The organism is Haloferula sp. A504 (assembly GCF_044385805.1).
Classification (GTDB): Bacteria; Verrucomicrobiota; Verrucomicrobiia; order Verrucomicrobiales; family Akkermansiaceae; genus Haloferula.
The window spans coordinates 11,195-26,191 of the sequence record NZ_JBISBU010000004.1; the positions used below are offsets into that span (position 1 = coordinate 11,195).

Below are 14,997 nucleotides of genomic sequence, written 5' to 3' on the forward strand. Positions count from 1 at the left end.
TCTCCGTGATTTCGGGTTCAGAACGAGCCGCGGATAGCTAATCCACGGATCATGTTATTATGGCTGTTTCGACCCAATTTCTTTACTCAGGTAGCCATTCCTCCCTCGATTTCAGCCATTTTTCGACGCTTCGCCGGTCAAATCGGAGGGTGAGACGCTCTCAGGGAGGCACTTTGATGACTGGAGTGTTGTGCTCGCAGGTGTAGGGATCGATGTCTTCCGGTCGGAGACTCAGATGAGCGGCAGTGTCTTGCCAGGTGGGCAGGTCAAGCGGATCCACGCTGATTCAATCTTCCGCTTCGGCGGGGACCGTGGTGAACTTCAAACATGACCTCACTCGGACAGTCTCAATACTCCGTCCCGATGCTTGTCAACCCGACGGGAGACATCGGATCGGTCGCTCTTGAGCCCGTGGATCTGGCGGTGCGAGGAGAAGGAGCCCACGACGAGGAGTGGCTGCAAAAGCTCCTGCACGACCAACCGAGCCTGATTCCCGTTGATGACATCGAGCCGGCGTTCTCGGGGCTGACTCCGGTATGTCGGGAGCTTCCGACCGGAGTTGGCCCGATCGACAACGTTTACGTGAACGAACGAGGGCTGCTGACCTTCGTGGAATGCAAGCTGTGGCGAAACCCTGAGGCTCGCCGCAAGGTCGTTGGCCAGATTCTGGACTACGCCCAGCAGGTGAGTCGCTGGATGCTCGCGGATTTCGATGCAGCCCTTGGCAAGTCCGTCGCTCCCGCGGGTGCCGGATTATGGGAGATCGCGAAGGAGGCGTTCTCGCTCGATGACGAGGCTCGGTTTTTGGATCGAGTGCAGCACCACTTGAGCAATGGAACGTTCCTGTTGCTCATCGTCGGGGACGGAATCCGGGAGAGCACGGAGGACATCGCCCGCTTCATGAACCAGCACGCCGGTTTGAGCTTCGCTCTCGGGTTGGTGGAGATGGGACTTTTCAATTTGCCCGGAGACGAGCGCCTGTTGGTGCAGCCCCGCGTTCTGGCGAAAACAGTGGAGATCGGTCGGCTCATCGTTCGGGCGGAGGATGGAGTTCGGATTGAGCAGACGGACAACAAAGCGGCAAAGCAGTCGCCGGGGAGCTCGGGATCAAGCCGTCGAACTTTGACCGAAGAGCTTTTCATCGAGGAGGTGGCCGGGAATTCGTCGCTGGCCGACAAGCTGCGGGAGTTCTTCGCCAAGATTCAGGAGAACGGCTTGCGTATCGAAGCCACCCCGCGGGGAGCCAGCTTGAAGATTGTGGCGGGCGAGCCCGGCATGAACATCGCCACCCTCTCGAAGAAGGGAACATGGCGGAACTATGGATGTGGTGACAGCGAGGAAGGCAGACGGTATCTCCGTGCCCTCGCCGCGTTGTTCCCTGACGGAGTCGTCAAGGAAGGAGGGAACGACGGCGGATGGAGTTGGACCGTGCAAAGTGCCGACGGCCGCAACTACCACATCGAAGACCTGGTCGCTCACGCCGATGAGTGGCTGGCGTTGCTTCGGGATCTCGAGGCGAATGATTGATATTGCCTGCTGTCAGCCTTCGCCCGTGCGGACCGGGCTCAAAGCAGATCTTTCCTTGATGGTGTCACAGGCCGAGCGGGGAGGTGTTTACCCAGCCAATGGCTTGTCTTCACCAGTAGCAGCTTTCTCGCTGGTCTCTTCTTTAGTTGCCCTTCTCACGATCAGAACAAACAGCGCTCCACAACCCAGCATCAGACACCAGACCGCGAGCTTCAGCTTCACCACCTTTTCCCAAGTGTAGTCGTAGTAGCGAAGGACGAGCTCGGTCTCTCGGTAGTTCAAGGAGACGGGCTTCCCGGCGTATTGGGCCATCTGAGCCTCTCTCATCGTTGGAAACGTCTCCTTGATGTAGCTCGGAGCTGGGAGTGCCTCCGCAACGAGCTGCCAGATCAAGATTAGGAGGCAAAGAGCCGCTCCGATGGATGCGGTTTTCTTGATGGTCATGGCTTTGATCAGTTCGGTTTGCTCTGTCTTGGGCTCAGCCAGTGGATGTCGCCAGTCAACCCCTTGGCACGCTGACAGCGTGTTCCCCACGGGGAACCAATCCAGCCAACCCGCATGCCATTGTCAAGTTCCCGGTCGGGAACAGAAATGGAGCAGCGATTTCGCAACTGTGTTGGGCCTCAAGTCCGTGATCTTCGGATGGCTGGCGGACTGACGCAGGAGCAGTTGGCCGCCAAGCTGCAGCTGGCCGGTCTCCACTCGGTCGATCGGGTGGCGGTGGCGAAGATCGAGTCCCAGATCCGTTCGGTTTTCGATTTCGAGCTGGCCGTCATTGCCCAGGTGCTCGGGGTGGATGCCTCGGCGCTGCTGCCACCGGTGAAGGCTCTCAAGGCCGACCTCGATGACCTGATCGAGGGGCGGCGCTGAGACCCCCCAAAAAAAAAGTTGAACGATCTCTTGGATGGAGGACGTTCTGCTGCTGGTGACTGTCGAAGGTCACTGGAGAAATCCCGGCAACGGGAGTGTAGTTCCCCTTGGTGGATCCTTAGGTCCAGAGAAGCCGAAAAAGGGGTCGGCCGCATGAGTGAAACGCTCCGCGGCCATCCGAACGGACCTGACAGGAAATCACTGACCCACATTTCGGATGAGCTCATTCCTATTTTTTAGGCCGATGATTCGTGCCCGCGATGCGGGTGGTGGTTTCCGCCACCTGAAACACGAATAGTGAAACAGAATACGATTGGAGACGGCAAGGTCGTCTCAACGAAGAAAGTCGCCAAGGGCCCTAAGCCCCAGGCAGATCGAGTGAAGAAGGAGACCGTGGCGGCACTTGCCGGTCACGAGGAAGACGAAAAGAAGGCCCGCGAACTGATCGGTGAGATCAACGCCTCGGAATCCGAGGTCGAGAAATTGCACAGGAAGCTCGTGGCCAAACAGCATGCCAGCTTCGAGAAGGCCCTGGATCTCGGCGAGATCTTCTGCCGCCTCAAGGAGGCGTGCGGTCACGGTCGGTGGGAGGCCTACGTGGAGAAACACCTCGGCTGCTCGTCCAAGAAAGCGAGCATGTACATGCGGTTCCACACCCACCGCGGTGATCTGGAGAAATCGGAAACGTTTCCGAAACTGAGCATCCGTGAGGCCAACGGGCTTCTCAAAAAGCCGAAGAAGCCGGTCGCAGCGAAGACTGCGGCTACCGACAAAACGGCCGAGGAGGAGGCGGTGGACTCTGGTTCGGAATCTGAGCCAGGGGACGGACTGGAGCTTGCCGACGGCAAGAGTCTGTCGCTGACCAACGCGAACTGGTCGGAGGGGCTCATCAGCCGTGGTGAACTGGAACACTTGATCCAGCAGGCAGCCCCGCGGAAGAACAGGCCGGCGAGCCGCATCGTCGCCGCCCGCGAGCAGCGGCTCATCGTCGCCATCGTGGCCGGCGTGAACCGGGAATGCGACGGCACCCAACACGACCAGGCAGTGGCTCGGGTCCGTTCGGCCCTCGACAAGATCCTCGGACTGCTGTCGCCAGTCGGCGCTGACGAGGCCGCCTGATCGAGGAAACCCTCTCCCGGTGGCCGGACAGCCCGTCCACGCCACCGGGAGCAGAGGCATGCCGTCGGGGTGGCGGATTCTTTGTCCCCCCGGCGGCTCTCCAATGGCGGCGGAAATTCTGGAATCCCTTGGGAGGCCCCCTCTAATGTGAGCCCGTCCGAGGAGGAATCTATCAACCGCCCCCTGCGGATGTCCGACCCGGTCGGCGATGCTGACGACCTTTCGACCCTTTCCCACCCCATGGCCCTCAAAAAATCCGAACTCTACTCCTCCCTCTGGGCGTCCTGCGACGAGCTGCGGGGCGGCATGGATGCCAGCCAGTACAAGGACTACGTGCTGGTGCTGCTGTTCATCAAGTACATCAGCGACAAGTACGCCGGCAAACCCTTCGCCGCGATCAAGATCCCGGCCGGCGCGAGCTTTGCCGACATGGTGAAGCTGAAGGGCAAGAAGGACATCGGCGACCAGATCAACAAGACGATCATCGCCCCGCTGGCTGCGGCCAACAGCCAGCTCTCCCAAGCCGATTTCCCCGACTTCAACGACCCGAACAAGCTCGGCAGCGGCAAGGACATGGTCGACCGCCTCACGAACCTGATCGGCATCTTCGAGAATCCGGCCCTCGACTTCTCACGCAACCGGGCCGACGGCGACGACATCCTCGGCGACGCCTACGAGTTCCTGATGCGGCACTTCGCCACCGAGAGCGGCAAGAGCAAAGGCCAGTTCTACACGCCGGCGGAGGTGAGCCGCATCATGGCCCGGGTGATCGGGATCGGGCAGACGGAGACGAGTCCGGACACCACCGTGCTCGACCCCACCTGCGGCTCCAGCTCGCTGCTGCTGAAGGTCGCCGACGAGGCTCGCACCCCCGTCTCCCTCTACGGGCAGGAAAAGGACTCCGCCACCTCGGGCCTGGCCCGGATGAACATGATCCTGCACGACTACCCGACGGCGGAAATCAAGCAGGGCAACACGCTCGCCAACCCGCTCTTCAAGGACGGCGACGGCCTCAAACTCTTCGACTTCGTCGTCGCCAATCCGCCCTTCAGCGACAAGCGGTGGAGCAACGGGGTCGATCCCGAGAACGATCCCTACGACCGTTTCAGTCACTTCGGCGTGCCGCCGGGCAAGCAGGGAGACTACGCCTACCTCCTGCACATCATCCGCTCGCTGAAGTCGACGGGGAAGGGGGCCTGCATTCTGCCTCACGGCGTGCTGTTCCGGGGAAATGCCGAGGCCGCCATCCGCCAAAAGCTGATCCGCAGCGGCTACCTCAAGGGCATCATCGGCCTGCCGGCCAACCTCTTCTACGGCACCGGCATCCCGGCCTGCATCCTCGTCCTCGACAAGGAGCATGCCGCCGCCCGCAAGGGAATCTTCATGATCGACGCCAGTGCGGGCTTCCAGAAGGACGGCAACAAGAACCGCCTCCGCTCCCGCGACATCCACAAGATCGTCGATGCCTTCACCAAGGGCGTCGAGATCGACGGCTACTCGCGGATGGTTCCGGTCGCCGAGATCGAGAAGAACGACTTCAACCTCAACCTGCCCCGCTACATCGACAACCGCGAGGCCGAGGACACTCAGGACATCGAGGCTCACCTACAGGGCGGCATCCCCGAGGCCGACCTCGAAGGCCTCGCCGAGACCTGGGCCGTCTGCCCGGGGCTGAGGAAGTCCCTCTTCAAGGCCAACCGCCCCGGCTACCTCGACCTCACGGTCGAAACGGGTGCCCTCAAGGAAACCATCCACGGGCATCCCGAGTTCGCCGCCTTTGTGGAGGGCACCGAGAAGCACTTCGCCACCTGGCGGGACGCCATGGCCAAGTCGCTCCGCCAGCTCGAGCCCGCCTGCCAGCCCAAGCAGGTCATCCACGACCTCTCCGAAGGCCTGCTGGCCCACTATCTGGGCCAGCTGCTGCTCGACGCCTACGCGGTTTATCAGCACCTCATGGACTACTGGGCGGAGACCATGCAGGACGACGTCTACCTGATCGCCGCCGATGGCTGGAAGGCCGAGACCTACCGCATCCTCGTCGAAGACAAGAAGGGCAAGACCAAGGACAAGGGTTGGACCTGCGACCTCGTGCCGAAGTCACTCGTGGTTGCCCGGTATTTTGCCCAGGAGTTGGACGACATCGAATCCGCCACCGCCGACCTGGAGGCGCTGGTCTCGGCGCAGACCGAGCTTGAGGAGGAGCACGGCGGCGAGGAAGGGGCGTTCGGCGAGTTCGAGAAGATCAACGCCGCGGCGGTCAAGGCCCGGCTGAAGGAACTCAAGGCGGGAGGCGACGATGCCGATGAGCGGGCCGTCCTGAAGGAGTGGCTCGACCTTAGCGAGGAGATCTCCTCGCTGAAGAAGGTCATCAAGGACGCCGAGGCGAAGCTCGATGCCGCCGCCTACGCCCAGTATCCCAAGCTCACCGAGGGCGAGGTGAAGACGCTGGTGGTCGAGGACAAATGGCTTGCCACCCTCGGCACCGCCATCCACGGCGAAATCGACCGCATCGAGCAGGCCCTTACCGGCCGGGTCAAGGAACTTGCCGACCGCTACGCCACCCCCATGCCCGCCATGACCGACCGCGTGGCCGAACTCGAAGCCAAGGTCGCCGCCCACTTGGAAAGGATGGGCTTCGCATGAACTTCGACCAACTCGTCACCCTCTGCGGCGACACGCACCGGCGGTTCGCCGCCGCCGCCGGTCGCACGATCAACGCCCACCTCACCGCTCGCAACTTCCTGCTCGGGCTCTACATCGTGCATTTCGAGCAGGAAGGCGAGGACCGGGCCGGCTATGGCAAGCAGACCCTCAAGGCCTTGTCCTCCGCCCTGCAGGCCGCGGTCGGGCGCGGCTTCTCGGTGGACAACCTTGAATTGATGCGGCGCTTCTACCTCCAATTCGGCCCCGAGATCCTCCGTCACGGGATTTCCGAGACACCGTCCCGGATTTCCCAAGCGGCCACGCCGGACAAATCCGAGACGCTGTCTCGGATTTCCACCGAGATCGCCCGGGCGGCCCTGCCCGGCGGGGAAATGATGGCCGAGCTGCCCGCTCTTTTCCCCCTCGGCTGGTCGCACTATGTCGAGCTGCTCACCATCGATTCCCCGGACGAACGCCGGTTCTACGAAATCGAAGCCGCCGCCAACCAGTGGGGCGTCCGCGAACTCCGCCGGCAGATCGCCAGCTCCCTCTACGAGCGCCTCGCCCTCAGCCGCGACAAGGAGGAGATCCGCCGCCTCGCCAGCGAGGGCCAGGTCGTCGAGAAGGCCGCCGACCTCATCAAGAACCCGCTGGTCCTCGAGTTCCTCGGCCTCGATGAGCGGCCGCACTATTCCGAGGACGACCTCGAATCCGCCATCATCGACCGCCTGGAGAGCTTCCTGCTGGAACTCGGCAAGGGCTTCCTCTTCGAGGGTCGGCAGAAGCGCTTCACCTTCGACAACGACCACTTCTTCGTCGATCTCGTCTTCTACAACCGGCTGCTCCGCTGCTACGTCCTCATCGACCTCAAGCGCGACAAGCTCACCCACCAGGACCTCGGGCAGATGCAGATGTATGTGAACTACTTCGACCGCCACGTGAAGCTGGACGACGAACTCCCCACCATCGGCATCGTCCTCTGCCACCGCAAGAACGACGCGCTGGTCGAACTCACCCTGCCCGCCGACGCCAACATCTTCGCCTCGAAATACCAGCTCTACCTCCCCTCCAAGGAGGAACTCAAGGCCCGCCTCGAACAGATCACCGAAGACCTGGAAGGAGGGCTGCCGCAGTGAAGCCCGGATACAAGCAGACCGAGGTCGGGGTGATTCCGGAGGATTGGGAGACGCCGTCCATTGGAGACTACCGACCATTTGTCACCAGCGGATCTCGTGGGTGGGCTGCTTACTATGAGGAATACGGGTCGCCATTCATCAGGATCACCAATCTGAACCGGGGATCGATCCACTTGGATCTCGATGACCTCCGCTTCGTCGCTATTCCGCCTCAAAACACCGAAGGTCAGCGAACTGTCCTGCAGGACGACGATCTGCTCATTTCGATCACAGCTGACATTGGCATCGTCGGCATCGTGTCCCACGAATTGCCTAAACCGGCCTACATAAATCAGCACATCGCCTTGGTGCGATTCGATCGGGGGCGGATATCACCGAAGTATGTGACCTACTTCTTGGGGTCCGAACGAACCCAACGGATCTTCCGGGCATTGACTGACTCGGGAGCAAAAGCAGGGATGAATCTCACGACCGTTCAGCAAATTCGCTTTGCGGCACCACCCACCCTCGCCGAACAAGAAGCCATCGCTGCGGCCTTGAGCGATGCGGATGCCCTCATCGACTCCCTGGAGCAACTCATCGCCAAGAAACGCCTCCTCAAACAAGGGGCCATGCAGGACCTCCTCACCGGCAAGAAACGCCTCCCGGGGTTTGAGGGGGAGTGGGAGGTGAAGACGTTGGGCGAGCTGTTCACGTTCAAGAATGGCCTCAATAAATCGAAGGAGTTTTTTGGGCACGGGACCCCTATCGTAAACTACATGGACGTATTCGAGGCACCGATGCTCACCCCCCAGCGACTCATCGGCAAAGTGTCACTGACCCGAAGCGAGTTGAACGCCTACGACGTCCGCTCCGGAGACGTCTTTTTCACCAGAACTTCGGAGACCCCGGATGAGGTTGGGATGGCGGCGGTCATTACAGGAGAGCCAGTCGACACCGTTTTCAGCGGATTCGTTCTTCGGGCTCGGCCCAAACAAGATGTGTTCGACAATGCATACAAAGCTTTTTGTTTCCGGACTCCAGAGGTTCGGGATCAGATCGTGGCGAAAGCCTCTTACACGACTCGGGCACTGACGAATGGGCGGGCTCTGTCCACCGTGAAGATCAGGGTGCCCGAGAAATCAGAACAAACCGCCATCGCCGCGATCCTGAGCGACATGGACGCCGAGCTCGCCGCCCTCGAAGCCAAGCTGGCCAAGGCCCGCCAGGTGAAGCAGGGCATGATGCAGGAACTCCTCACCGGAAAGACGAGGTTGATTTAGCCCGCCACCGATATGCCTGCTAAGAAATCATCTAACCGGCTGGTGAAGAAGGCCACGACGAAGAAGGCCACGACGAAGAAGGCCACGGCGAAGAAAGCCACGGCGAAGAAGGCCACGGCGAAGAAAGCCACGGCGAAGAAGGCCACGGCGAAGAAGGCCACGGCGAAGAAGACCCCTCCGAAGAAGGTAACCCCGAGATCCGTTCTTAAAATGACGGCCGCGGAGGCTCGGTCATTCTTCCTGAAGGGAGAGAGCTACTGCAATCTTGACCTCCCGCCGTATTTCGACTTCGAGCCGATCCTTCGCAACGTCGATGCCATTCTTTCCGGGAGGCTCCTCAGCTCGATGTGGTCGAACAGCCCTTGCGAAGTCGATGCGATCAGCCACACGATCCTGAACAATAAGGATGGTCGTTACGCCTGGCGTCCAATCCAGCTTACGCATCCAGCACTCTACGTGTCCCTCGTTCATCACCTGACCGATCCGGCCAACTGGACGAAGATTCTCGACGCGTTCAAGCGATCCCGTCGTGATCCGCAGATCCACTGCTTGAGCCTTCCGGTCGAGTCTCGAAATGCCCAGCAAGACAAGGCAGCTCAGGTCCTCCAATGGTGGGAAGATGTGGAGCAGCGGTCCATTCAGCTTTCGATCGAGTATGAGTATCTCTTTCACGCCGACATCACGGACTGCTACGGATCGATCTACACTCATTCGCTGAGTTGGGCCTTGCACGGTCGAGCGGTCATGAAGCAACCGGTGAACAGGAACAACCGGGTCCTCATCGGTAACATCATCGACCGACACCTCATGGACATGAGTCACGGTCAGACGAACGGGATTCCTCAGGGGTCGGTGCTGATGGATTTCATTGCCGAGCTTGTCCTCGGCTATGCTGACCGCCTCCTCAGAATCAAAATCCGCCGAGCCGGAATTCGGGACTACCAGATTCTTCGCTATCGCGACGACTACCGAATCTTTACCAATCACCCAACCGAGGGGGAAGAGATACTCAGGCTTCTCACCGAGACGATGCATTTCCTCGGAATGAAGCTCAGCCCCGCCAAGACCGGCCCTTCGTCCAGCGTCGTCGCCGGGTCGGTGAAGCCGGACAAGATTGACTGGATCACGCAGATGGAATTCAACCGCAACCTCCAGAAGCACCTGTTGCTCATCCACGGGTTTTCACGGAAGCACCCGAACTCAGGCAGCTTGATCCGGGCTCTGGTCAAGTTCTACCGCAGGATCCATAGGCGGAAAAAGGCGATAGCGGACCCTAAGCCGATGATTGCTTTGACTGTCGATATTGCAGCAAACAACCCAAGGGCTTACTCCATCACTGCCGCGATCATCAGCAAGCTACTGAGCAACATTGGCAAGGGGGTCGAGGTCAACGACCTGTTGGGCAAGATCAGGAACCGCTTCGAGCGTGTCCCGAACACCGGCCACCTTCAGATTTGGTTGCAGCGGATCTCCCACTTTCATCAAGGGGCGGCCATCGGATACACGGAACCCATCTGCAAATTGCTTGGGGGCGGGAATCCGACGATTTGGAAGAACGACTGGATCCAGTCGCGACGATTGAAGGCGGCAATCGATCCAAAACGCATCGTGGACAAGAAAGTCGTCAGGAAGACGCACCTTGTGATTGCCCTGGATGAAGTTCAGTTGTTTAACCCGTATGCAACGTGAAGCTGGCGCATCATGGTTGATGTTGGCTGGCTTACTCAGGAAACGCGGTTCGGGCATGATACCGGAGGCGATTCTTTGTGAGCTATGGTGACTGAGGAAACGACTGGCTGGCAGGGCATTGGGGAACTGCTCGACGACTGGATGAGGCTCGACGCCACGATCGCCCGGTCGAATCACGCCGAGGGCCGGTCGTTCAATCCGCTACCTTGGCTCAAGATCGGCGAGACCATGCACAGTCGGATCCTCGGCGACTTTCTCGACCCACAAGGAAGTCACGGACAGGGAGCGATATTTCTGATGCCTTTTCTTGAGGAGTTGGGAGTGCCCGAACCGCAAGCCGGCATCTGGCACGTAACGGTGGAGACCGGTCGTGTGGACATCCTGATCTGGAGGAATGAGCCGAGGAGAAGTGCGGTGATCATCGAGAACAAGGCGAAGGATGCGGTCGACCAGTTGAACCAGATTTATCGGTATTGGCACCATGAGGTTTTCCTCTGGGATCCTGCAGCATGGCCGATGGGAAACCCGATGGCGATCGAGGAGCGGCGGCGCGATTTTCACGTGGTCTATCTGCCGACCGGGAAGGACAAGGGCCCAGCCGCTCACAGTATGGAGAGGCCGCAGGGGATGGAGAAAGCGAACCCCTGGGATCGGGTCCCGTTGAAATGCACGATTATGCCGTTGGCGGACCTGATGGAACTTTGGGAGCGGGAATCCGTCGGCAAGGTGCCGCCGACAAACCATCGTCTCAATGCCTTCATCGGCCTTTATCAGGAACTCTGGAAAAAATGAAAAGGGAACTTATCGACCGAGCCGGCGAAGTCTTCCATTCAATGGAGCGTTGGACTGCGTTCTATCAAATCGAGTCACAGGTGATTCATATCATGGACCACTGGCTCCGGATCGGTGCCGAGGCTTTGAGGAAGGACTTCGAGCTCAACCCGTGCGGCTCATGGCAGTGCTCGGCTTGGGGTGGGGAGACGAGAGACACCCACTGGTATCTCAGCGGTGACGGTGAACCGGGTGAGGTGGGGATCGGACTCGGCATTGGATGGCGGGAATTCGAGCTCCACCTTATCCATGGTGGCAATGACCAGGAAGCACGCCAGCGGGCGGTCGCAATCCTTGCCTCAGCGGAGTTCGAGCCGCTCCGTATTTTGACGGGATCGCCCGAGGTGCGTGCGGAACGCAGGAAATACGGCAGCATCCTTTCGATTCGGAACTTCAATCCTTTTGACGAGGTTCGCGATCCTGCGATGAGGGCAAGGATGATCGCTTGGCAGGCGGGGCAGGCCACGGAGCGGTTCGTGGAACGCACGTCGGCCAGGATCCGGCAGATCACGGATGATCTCATGATCACCCGGTTGGTTCGCGAACTGAACATTCGGGTTGGAAAAGGGCCTTCCGCTTAGAAGCAAGGAGTCGATGAGCACGAAGTTGATCACCACAGGTGTTTGGAAGGAGCTCACCAAGGCAGCGAAATCCGCCCGGAAGCCCTGCCATGTGGCGGTTGCGTACTTTTCGGAAGGAGCGGATCGTTTGCTGCCGCTGCCCAGTGGCAGTCGGCTGGTGGTGAATGCGAACGAGCGGGTCGTAGCGGCGGGCCAGACGTGTCCGACGACTCTCGAAAGGTTGCTTGAGAAGGGGGTGAAGATCTACAGCGTGGAGAACCTTCACGCGAAGGTCTTCGTGATCGGTGAAACCGCTTATGTCGGTTCCAGCAATGCTTCATGGAATTCGGAACGCCGTTTGGTGGAAGTGGTGGTCCGTTCCAACGACGCCGGCGTTGTCCGAAGTGCACGGAAACTTGTGGAGGGACTCTGCCTCAGCGAGCTGACTCCCGGAGCGTTGGCGAGGTTGGCGGGTATTTATGTCCCACCGAAGTTCCCGCACGGCAAAGGCAGGAAGCGGGTGGCCGGTCAAACCACCGTTGCGGCTGAGATTGCGCCGCTGAGAATCGTCAGGCTGAGGGACGTCGAGTGGTCGGAGTGGGACCAAGAGAACATCGACAAGGGTGAAGCCGAGGCAGAACGGAGTCGTGAACACGGCGAAGGGTTTCGTCTGGATCACTTCAAGTGGGCCGGAAACTGTGCGGTCCAGGAGGGGGACGCGGTGATCCGAATTCTCACCGAACGGGATGGGCGGGCCTTCGTCTACCCTCCGGCGAGTGTCATCAAGAAGGACGTGCGGAAGAGAGATGGGAAGCTGGTGAGCTACCTGTTTGTGGAGGGGCCTGATCGCCGTCGACGGCGGTTTTCGACGTGGGTCCGGAAACTGGGCAGTGCTGCCGAGAAGAAGGTCGGGCGTAGCGGCGTCGTGAAGGATGCCGCCCTGGTGCGGAAGCTCTTGAGATCGTGGGAAGGCTGACCGGTGATGTCTTGCAGCGATGGACATCGACGAAGGGGAAGGGATCGGGAAAATGAATGAACGGCTATGAGTGAAGGCATGGAAACACCGGATTCGCTGTGGGAAGTCTGCACGGCCAACAAGCGGCTCGTGCCGATGCCGGACCCTTGGAACCAGCTCTACGGCATGCTCAAGAACACCCGGCGGAAGCCGTCCGGCGGCTGGGAACCACCGCTGCCGCTCATTCTCGCCGCATGGGATGAATCCATGCCGATCCAGAAGCAGCTGCGATTCAAGGAGCACCTGAAGTGGGCGGAGGGCCAGGGACAACTGCAGGAAGTCGGAGCGTTCCTCCGCTCGCTGTCGGAGGAGCAGTGGTGCCATTTCGGGGAATAGCGAGGCCCGGGAAAGTGTTTTTCAGCACGATTTCACCAGATATTGGTTGCAAAGGGTGTCAAAAAGCACCCTATTCTCTCCAGCGAGGCGATGTCATCCCTTCCAGCCAAGGCCTCGAAAGCCGTCCGTGAGACCATCATCGAAGCCCTGGGGAATCCCGGGCAGAGGTTTCTCGACCGGGCGGGCAGTTCGGGCAACTGGCTGGCCAAGTGGGGCATCACCGAAGCGACGATTTACGAGGAGTTGATCGCCGGGCTGCAATGCTCCGATCATCTCTTTCTGAAGAAACGACAACCTGGGAAACCGCAGGCCTACCAGTGCATCCTCGATTGTCCGGAAGACGGCGACGACTACCCTGCGATCGTGATCCACGTCACCCTTGCACCGCGGGGTGAGCCGCCAAGGGTCCGCGTGGCCGTCCATCCGAGCGATACTGTTCGCACCCTGCCAGCGCTTCCCTATCCCGATGAAACCGATGAAACCGATGAAAACGACCAAGCCAAGAACTGACGCCTCTCAGGGTATCCCCTGCTTCGAGTGTGAGGAGGGAACCTTGGTTCCGACTCTCTGTGACCACCAGGTGGAAGTCGCCGGGGGGAAGGTGCTGACCATTCCCGAGGTCCCCATGCTGGTGTGCGACCAATGCGGGGACCGGGTCACGGGAGACGAAGGCAACGCACGCATCAACGCATTCCTCGACAAGGCCCTCAACGCCATCAGTCCCGAGGAGGTGCAGCAGTTTCTCGCCAAATACGGCCTGACGCAGAAGGAGGCCGCCCAGATCACCGGCTACGGCGAGAAGAACATTTCCCGCTGGGCCTCGGGGCGCGCCCGTCCCTCGGAGTCCGTCAGCAACATCCTGCGTCTGCTGCTCAGTGATGAGGAGGCGTTCGAGCGACTTCGTCGCAAGGATTTCTCGTCCCGGCCCAAGGTCAGCTACCCCAGGGAACACCGGCAGCCGGACGCCAACGAAAAGAAGGTCTTGTCGGCCATCGACTATCCCAGGCTCGTGGAGATGGAGTTGGTTCAGGCCACTGCCAGCCCGAAGGAGAAACGGAGCGAAGTCTGCAAACTGACCAAGTCCGGGGACCTGAATGAGCTGGAGGTCCACATGACACGGCGCTGGCAGCAGATTGCCGCCTTCAAGGACACCCGCCAGAAGTTCAACCCGGTCAGTGCGGGCCTCTGGAGCTACATCGGTGAACAGAGGGCCGCCAGCATCGCCACCGAGCCCTACGATCGGAAAAAGCTGCACAAGGCGGTCAAGTCACTGCGTGAGCTGACCCAGCATCCGCTCGCCGACGTTGCCGACCAGGCACGCGACATCCTGGCAAAGGCGGGCGTGGCGCTCGTCTTTGTTCCCATCATGAAGGACTGTGCCCTACGCGGCTCCACGCGGCTGCTGACGCCATCCAAGGCCCTGATCATCCATGGCCTGAAGTTCCGCAGTCTTTCCCAGTTCTGGATCATCTTGTTCCACGAGATCGCCCACCTCCTTCTCCACATCAAGTCACCGAAGGACGTCTTCACCGATTACGAGGATCAGGATCAGGACGAGCGTGAGCAGAATGCGGACCGATGGGCCTACGACACCCTCGCATCCCTCGATCGGGAACTGGAATTCAGGTCCAAGTACCCCAAGCCTACCATCTGGCAACTGGAGAGCTACGCCGCAGAGATCAAGGTTCACCCGGCGATTGCCGCCGAGGTTTTCAACAAGCGTGCCGGGGAAGACGTCATCTCCTATGCCTACCTGAAGAAAAAGAAGCTGTTCCCACAGCTTAGTGAGATCGAGAGGAAGGCCCTGATGACGAGCGCCTCGACCTGAACGGGACGGAAGTCAGTCCCGGCCGGGGGAAACGGGAGACCGATGAGTAGAGGTTCCACTGGCGCAGGGGCCCGAAACACACCGCATGGAGCGGAATTTCGTTCACCGGTCGCGGAGACGATGAGCCAGGGGAGAATGACCGCCAAACCCGGAGCCACCGGCGGTGGCGAAGATCGGGTTG

13 protein-coding genes are annotated in these 14,997 nt (G+C 60.2%); 12 read left to right on the top strand and 1 reads right to left on the bottom strand.

Going from position 1 to position 14,997, the window contains the following annotated elements:
- Positions 1–363 precede the first annotated feature (363 nt).
- Entirely contained in the window at positions 364–1,527 is a 1,164-nt protein-coding gene (locus ACG2LG_RS03085) for a hypothetical protein (protein WP_396256204.1), read from the top strand.
- An 87-nt stretch (positions 1,528–1,614) separates the two neighbouring features.
- Here the strand turns inward: ACG2LG_RS03085 and ACG2LG_RS03090 are convergent, their stop codons facing one another.
- Positions 1,615–1,971 carry a hypothetical protein gene (locus ACG2LG_RS03090; RefSeq protein WP_396256206.1) on the bottom strand — a complete coding sequence of 119 codons (357 nt, stop codon included), beginning with the start codon at positions 1,969–1,971 and terminating at the stop codon, positions 1,615–1,617.
- Positions 1,972–2,118: 147 nt separating this feature from the next.
- Here ACG2LG_RS03090 and ACG2LG_RS03095 point away from each other — a divergent pair, with 147 nt between their 5' ends.
- From ACG2LG_RS03095 to ACG2LG_RS03145, 11 genes are all read left to right on the top strand, one after another.
- Complete coding sequence (locus ACG2LG_RS03095; protein ID WP_396256208.1) at positions 2,119–2,397, top strand: helix-turn-helix domain-containing protein; 279 nt, start codon at positions 2,119–2,121, stop codon at positions 2,395–2,397.
- A 297-nt stretch (positions 2,398–2,694) separates the two neighbouring features.
- Positions 2,695–3,516: a hypothetical protein gene (locus ACG2LG_RS03100; protein WP_396256210.1), complete on the top strand. Its 822-nt coding sequence runs from the start codon at positions 2,695–2,697 to the stop codon at positions 3,514–3,516.
- Between the two features lie 240 nt (positions 3,517–3,756).
- Positions 3,757–6,159, top strand: a complete 2,403-nt coding sequence (locus ACG2LG_RS03105; protein ID WP_396256421.1) for an N-6 DNA methylase — start codon at positions 3,757–3,759, stop codon at positions 6,157–6,159.
- Complete coding sequence (locus ACG2LG_RS03110; RefSeq protein ID WP_396256212.1) at positions 6,156–7,295, top strand: YhcG family protein; 1,140 nt, start codon at positions 6,156–6,158, stop codon at positions 7,293–7,295. The genes ACG2LG_RS03105 and ACG2LG_RS03110 overlap by 4 nt, the downstream gene beginning before the upstream one ends.
- Positions 7,292–8,557: a restriction endonuclease subunit S gene (locus tag ACG2LG_RS03115; protein ID WP_396256214.1), complete on the top strand. Its 1,266-nt coding sequence runs from the start codon at positions 7,292–7,294 to the stop codon at positions 8,555–8,557. The genes ACG2LG_RS03110 and ACG2LG_RS03115 overlap by 4 nt, the downstream gene beginning before the upstream one ends.
- Positions 8,558–8,599: 42 nt before the next feature.
- Positions 8,600–10,246: an RNA-directed DNA polymerase gene (locus ACG2LG_RS03120; RefSeq protein ID WP_396256215.1), complete on the top strand. Its 1,647-nt coding sequence runs from the start codon at positions 8,600–8,602 to the stop codon at positions 10,244–10,246.
- A gap of 84 nt (positions 10,247–10,330) precedes the next feature.
- Entirely contained in the window at positions 10,331–11,038 is a 708-nt protein-coding gene (locus tag ACG2LG_RS03125; RefSeq protein WP_396256216.1) for a PD-(D/E)XK nuclease family protein, read from the top strand.
- 633 nt (positions 11,039–11,671) lie between these two features.
- Positions 11,672–12,613: a phospholipase D-like domain-containing protein gene (locus tag ACG2LG_RS03130; RefSeq protein WP_396256218.1), complete on the top strand. Its 942-nt coding sequence runs from the start codon at positions 11,672–11,674 to the stop codon at positions 12,611–12,613.
- Positions 12,614–12,691: 78 nt separating this feature from the next.
- Positions 12,692–12,988: a hypothetical protein gene (locus tag ACG2LG_RS03135; RefSeq protein WP_396256220.1), complete on the top strand. Its 297-nt coding sequence runs from the start codon at positions 12,692–12,694 to the stop codon at positions 12,986–12,988.
- 90 nt (positions 12,989–13,078) lie between these two features.
- Positions 13,079–13,498 carry a hypothetical protein gene (locus tag ACG2LG_RS03140; protein WP_396256222.1) on the top strand — a complete coding sequence of 140 codons (420 nt, stop codon included), beginning with the start codon at positions 13,079–13,081 and terminating at the stop codon, positions 13,496–13,498.
- A complete protein-coding gene (locus tag ACG2LG_RS03145) occupies positions 13,473–14,816 on the top strand; it encodes a type II TA system antitoxin MqsA family protein (protein ID WP_396256223.1) in 1,344 nt (447 codons plus the stop codon). Before ACG2LG_RS03140 ends, ACG2LG_RS03145 begins: the two co-directional genes overlap by 26 nt.
- The last annotated feature ends 181 nt before the right edge of the window (positions 14,817–14,997 follow it).

What these genes read in the sequence shown, in the direction of transcription:
- ACG2LG_RS03095 (WP_396256208.1), top strand. Translation starts at nt 2,119, where the DNA reads ATGGAGCAGCGATTTCGCAACTGTGTTGGGCCTCAAGTCCGTGATCTT.
- ACG2LG_RS03145 (WP_396256223.1), top strand. Translation starts at nt 13,473, where the DNA reads ATGAAAACGACCAAGCCAAGAACTGACGCCTCTCAGGGTATCCCCTGC.
- ACG2LG_RS03140 (WP_396256222.1), top strand. Translation starts at nt 13,079, where the DNA reads ATGTCATCCCTTCCAGCCAAGGCCTCGAAAGCCGTCCGTGAGACCATC.
- ACG2LG_RS03105 (WP_396256421.1), top strand. Translation starts at nt 3,757, where the DNA reads ATGGCCCTCAAAAAATCCGAACTCTACTCCTCCCTCTGGGCGTCCTGC.
- ACG2LG_RS03090 (WP_396256206.1), bottom strand. Translation starts at nt 1,971, where the DNA reads ATGACCATCAAGAAAACCGCATCCATCGGAGCGGCTCTTTGCCTCCTA.
- ACG2LG_RS03135 (WP_396256220.1), top strand. Translation starts at nt 12,692, where the DNA reads ATGGAAACACCGGATTCGCTGTGGGAAGTCTGCACGGCCAACAAGCGG.
- ACG2LG_RS03130 (WP_396256218.1), top strand. Translation starts at nt 11,672, where the DNA reads ATGAGCACGAAGTTGATCACCACAGGTGTTTGGAAGGAGCTCACCAAG.
- ACG2LG_RS03085 (WP_396256204.1), top strand. Translation starts at nt 364, where the DNA reads ATGCTTGTCAACCCGACGGGAGACATCGGATCGGTCGCTCTTGAGCCC.
- ACG2LG_RS03125 (WP_396256216.1), top strand. Translation starts at nt 10,331, where the DNA reads ATGGTGACTGAGGAAACGACTGGCTGGCAGGGCATTGGGGAACTGCTC.
- ACG2LG_RS03110 (WP_396256212.1), top strand. Translation starts at nt 6,156, where the DNA reads ATGAACTTCGACCAACTCGTCACCCTCTGCGGCGACACGCACCGGCGG.